This window comes from Rhizobacter sp. P2_H2 (assembly GCF_056403375.1).
Map to the genome: position 1 here is coordinate 1 of NZ_JBFUFP010000512.1, position 3,807 is coordinate 3,807.

At 67.4% G+C, this 3,807-nt stretch carries 6 protein-coding genes; 2 read left to right on the plus strand and 4 right to left on the minus strand.

Annotated features, from left to right (window positions below; translation table 11 throughout):
- The 4 genes from AC1D15_RS21380 to flgB form a co-directional block, all read right to left on the minus strand.
- Nucleotides 1-944 (minus strand): flagellar hook protein FlgE (locus tag AC1D15_RS21380; RefSeq protein WP_477827551.1); only part of this gene is annotated, 944 nt, incomplete at its 3' end.
- Between the two features lie 10 nt (nt 945-954).
- Nucleotides 955-1,608, minus strand: a complete 654-nt coding sequence (locus AC1D15_RS21385; RefSeq protein WP_047500523.1) for a flagellar hook assembly protein FlgD — start codon at nt 1,606-1,608, stop codon at nt 955-957.
- 33 nt (nt 1,609-1,641) lie between these two features.
- On the minus strand, nt 1,642-2,064 hold the full coding sequence (gene flgC, locus AC1D15_RS21390) for a flagellar basal body rod protein FlgC (protein WP_465111059.1): 423 nt from the start codon (nt 2,062-2,064) through the stop codon (nt 1,642-1,644).
- Nucleotides 2,064-2,477: a flagellar basal body rod protein FlgB gene (gene flgB, locus AC1D15_RS21395; protein WP_047500519.1), complete on the minus strand. Its 414-nt coding sequence runs from the start codon at nt 2,475-2,477 to the stop codon at nt 2,064-2,066. The genes flgC and flgB overlap by 1 nt, the downstream gene beginning before the upstream one ends.
- A gap of 161 nt (nt 2,478-2,638) precedes the next feature.
- Here flgB and flgA point away from each other — a divergent pair, with 161 nt between their 5' ends.
- Together flgA and flgM are read left to right on the plus strand one after the other, a co-directional pair.
- Nucleotides 2,639-3,343, plus strand: a complete 705-nt coding sequence (gene flgA / locus AC1D15_RS21400; protein WP_477827552.1) for a flagellar basal body P-ring formation chaperone FlgA — start codon at nt 2,639-2,641, stop codon at nt 3,341-3,343.
- A gap of 115 nt (nt 3,344-3,458) precedes the next feature.
- Nucleotides 3,459-3,782 carry a flagellar biosynthesis anti-sigma factor FlgM gene (gene flgM, locus AC1D15_RS21405; protein ID WP_052211238.1) on the plus strand — a complete coding sequence of 108 codons (324 nt, stop codon included), beginning with the start codon at nt 3,459-3,461 and terminating at the stop codon, nt 3,780-3,782.
- Nucleotides 3,783-3,807 lie beyond the last annotated feature (25 nt).

Below are 3,807 nucleotides of genomic sequence, written 5' to 3' on the forward strand. Positions count from 1 at the left end.
CCGTTGTCCTCGATCGACAGGCCCGACAGCTGGCCCGGCGCGTAGCCGTCCTGCTTCAGGTCGGTCACGCCGAAGCCGGCGCCGTACTGCGTCGCGCTCGTCAGGTCGAGCTGCACGCCGGTGATCGCCAGCGTCTCGGCGCCGGCGGCGTTGGTCGTCGCCGGGATGTCCAGCGTGATGGCCCCGGCCGGCGCGGTCGGGTTGCCGCCGTTGGTCGGGAACTGCATCGTCGTCACCGGGGCCGGGTCGCCGGCGCCGTCGACCGCCAGCGAGGTGCCGTTGGCCGTCACGTAGACGTTCCACTGGTCGGTGCCGGCCTTCTGGAAGTAGTAGGTCAGCGCGACATCCTGGCCCTTCGCGTCGTAGACGGTCAGCGAGGTGGCGTTGTTGTAGGTCTTCGCGTCCGACAGGTTGATCTGCGGCGTGGTCGCCGGCAGCGTGGTGGCGGCACGCGAATCGAGGTTCATCTCGAGCGTGATGTTCTTCGTCGCGGCGGGGTCGATGCCGGCGGTGGGCAGCTGCAGCGGCACGGCCTGGCCGGGCTGGATGGTGCCGGTGCCGTCGGCCTTGTAGCCCATCAGCTTGAGCCCGCCGTTGCTGACGATGTAGCCGTCCTTGTTGACCTGGAACTGGCCGTTGCGCGAGTACACCGTGGTGCCGTTGTCGTTCAACTGGAAGAAGCCCGAGCCGTTGATCGCGACGTCGAGCGAGCTCTCGGTGGTGGTGATGCTGCCCTGCGTGAACTGCTGCGTCACCGCCGCCAGGTTCACGCCGATGCCGATGTTGTTGGCACCCGAGCCGTTCATCGCGGCGGCGTACATGTCGCCGAACTCGGCGCGCGAGGCCTTGGCGCCGAAGGTGTTGGCGTTGGCGACGTTGTTGCCGATGACTTCGAGGTTCTTGCTCGAAGCGTTCAGACCGGAGAGACCTTGCTGGAAGCCCATGGTGGTGTCCTTAGTTGAATGCCTTGACCTGGTCGTAGGTGACGCCGCCGGCCTTCTCGAGGTCCAGCACCAGGGTGTTGTTGGCCGTGCTGATCGCGTTGACCTTGTCACGCATCAGTGCGGTGCTCTTGAGGGTGGTGGCCCCGCTCATGGCCGTGACCTTGAAGGTGATGCCGCTGGTGTTGTCGTAGGCACCGGCGTCCCACTCGAAGGTGTTCATCCCGCTGCTCTGCGCGCCGAGGTTCAGCGTCTGCAGCGTCTGGCCGGCGGCGTTCTGGATCTCGACCTTCACGTTGTCGGCGGCGGCGTCGATCTGGAAGCCGCCCGTGCCGACCTTGTCGGCGATGTCCATCTTGTTGCCCGGCACGATCACCTCGCGGCCGACCAGCGAGGCGCCCTGCACCGCCTGCATCTGCAGGAACTGGGTCGACAGGCCGCCCACCGTGCCGTTGAGCTTCTCGATGCCGCTGACGGTGTTGATCTGCGCGATCTGGCTGGTGACCTGCGCGTTGTCCATCGGGTTCAGCGGATCCTGGTTCTGCATCTGCGCGACCAGCAGCTTCAGGAAGCGCTCCGAGCTCTCGGCCGCGGTGGTGGCGCTGCTGTCGCTGGACGACTTCGTGTTCAGCGCGGCGTAGTTGTTGGTGACGGTGTCGACGGCCATGGGGTGCTTTCCGGTTCAGTGAGGTTGAAGGGCTCACTGGCCCATCTGCAGCGTCTTCATCAGGAGCGTCTTCGCGGTGTTCATCACCTCGACGTTGTTCTGGTACGAGCGCGAGGCCGAGATCATGTTGACCATCTCCTCGACCGCGTTCACGTTGCTGTAGGTGACATAGCCCTCGGCATCGGCCTGCGGGTGCTTCGGGTCGTGCACCTTGCGGCCGGGGGTCTGGTCCTCGGAGATCGTGCTCACCTTGACGCCGGCCGACGCGGCGGCACCGGCCTGGCCGATCTGGCCCATCATTTCGGTCTGGAACGTGACCTGCCGCGCCTTGTAGGCCTGGCCATCGGGCCCGGCGACGGTGTCGACGTTCGCGAGGTTGGACGCGACCACGTTCAGGCGCTGCGACTGCGCGCTGACCGCGCTGCCGGAGACGTTGAAGATCTGGAACATGCTCATCATTGCCCCTTGATCGCTTCGAGCATCGTGCGCACGTTGGCGTTGATGAAGCGAAGCGTCGCTTCGTAGTGCACCGAGTTGTCGGCGAAGTTGGCGCGCTCGCGGTCCATGTCGACCGTGTTGCGGTCGAGGTTGGTCTGGCTGGCGGTCGCGTACAGCAGGTTCGATTCGGCGCGCGCGCCGGTCAGGCCGCTCTCGATGCCGATGTGGCCGGCCTGCGTGGTCTTCGGCACCGCCGCGCCCTGCTGGCTGCCGGTGGCTTCGCGCAGCGCCTGGGCGAAATCCATGTCGCGGGCCACGTAGCCCGGCGTGTCGGCATTCGCGATGTTGCCGGCGATCAGACGCTGGCGCTCCGAGCGCAGCGCAAGCGCCTGGCCCTGGAAGTCGAGCGAATTGGTCAGATTGTTCAGCATGGCGGCGTGTCCTTTCGGTCCGCGGCGTCGGTCGGTGCCGAGGCCATGGGCGATGTGAAAGGATTGTGGGCAGCGCCTCCTGAAACATAAGCGGGAATAGCGGCCGGTTTGTCCGCCATTTCGGTGCCTTGCCCGGCGCGCACCCCTCCTACAGTCGAGGCGTGAACCCAACCCCTGCCCTTGTTGCCTTCGTCGTTGTCGCGACAGCCTGCGCTGCTTCAGCAGCACAGCCGTCCGCGGCTGCGTCGCCGCTCGAGCAGCAGGCGCTCTCCTTCGTGCAGGCCCAGCTGGGCAGCAACACGCTGCCGGGCCGCGTCGAGGTCGTCGCCGGTCCGCTGGACGCCCGGCTGCGCCTCGCCCCCTGCCAGCAAGTCCTGGCTTATMTGACACCGAACACCCGGCTGTGGGGCAAGACCCGGGTCGGGCTGCGCTGCACCCAGGGTGCGACGCCGTGGAATGTGTATCTGCCGGTGACCGTGAAGGTCTGGGGCCGGGCGCTGGTGATGGCCCAGGCGATGCCGGCCGGCCAGGTGCTGGCGGCCGCCGACGTCCGCGAGGCCGAGGTCGACCTCGCCGAGGACGCCAGCCCGGCGCTGACGGATGCCGCAGCCCTCGTCGGGCGCACGCTGGCCCGGTCGGTCGCGGCCGGCCAGGGCGTGCGCCAGGCCACCTTGAAGGCCCGGCAATGGTTTGCCCCGGGCGACACCGTGCGCATCCGGGCCGTCGGTGACGGCTACGCGGTGGCCGGCTCGGGCGAGGCGCTGACCGCCGGCATCGAGGGCCAGCCGGCGCGCGTGCGCACCGAAAGCGGCCGTCTCGTGACCGGCGTCGCGGTGGCGGAACACCAGTTGGAACTCGCATTGTGAAAAACTGTTCCAGGCACAACAATTCGGGTGAAACCCCTCAAGTCGCCACCGGGCGGGCCGATACACCGTGCATGTTGAAAGGCCGGGGCCTCTGTCCCGACCCAAGGAGTCCTTCATGAGCATCAAGATCGGCCATCAAGCAGAAGCAGCCGCGCCGACCCAGGCGGTCGGTGGCGCCACGCAGAAACAAGGGGCTGCCGCCAAGCCCGCCGAGCAGGCCACCCAGGCCGTCGGCGCCGCGGCACCCGAAGCCAGCACCACCGTCTCGCTGTCGAGCGCGGCCTCGTCGCTGACCGGCACGAGTTCGGCCAGCGCCGACTTCGACGCCGACAAGGTCAAGCGCATCTCCGACGCGATCGAGAACGGCTCGTTCAAGGTCAACCCGGAAGCCATCGCCGACAAGTTGATTTCCAACGCCCGCGAAGTCCTTGGTCATTGATCGTCATGCAGCAGCCGGTGATTCC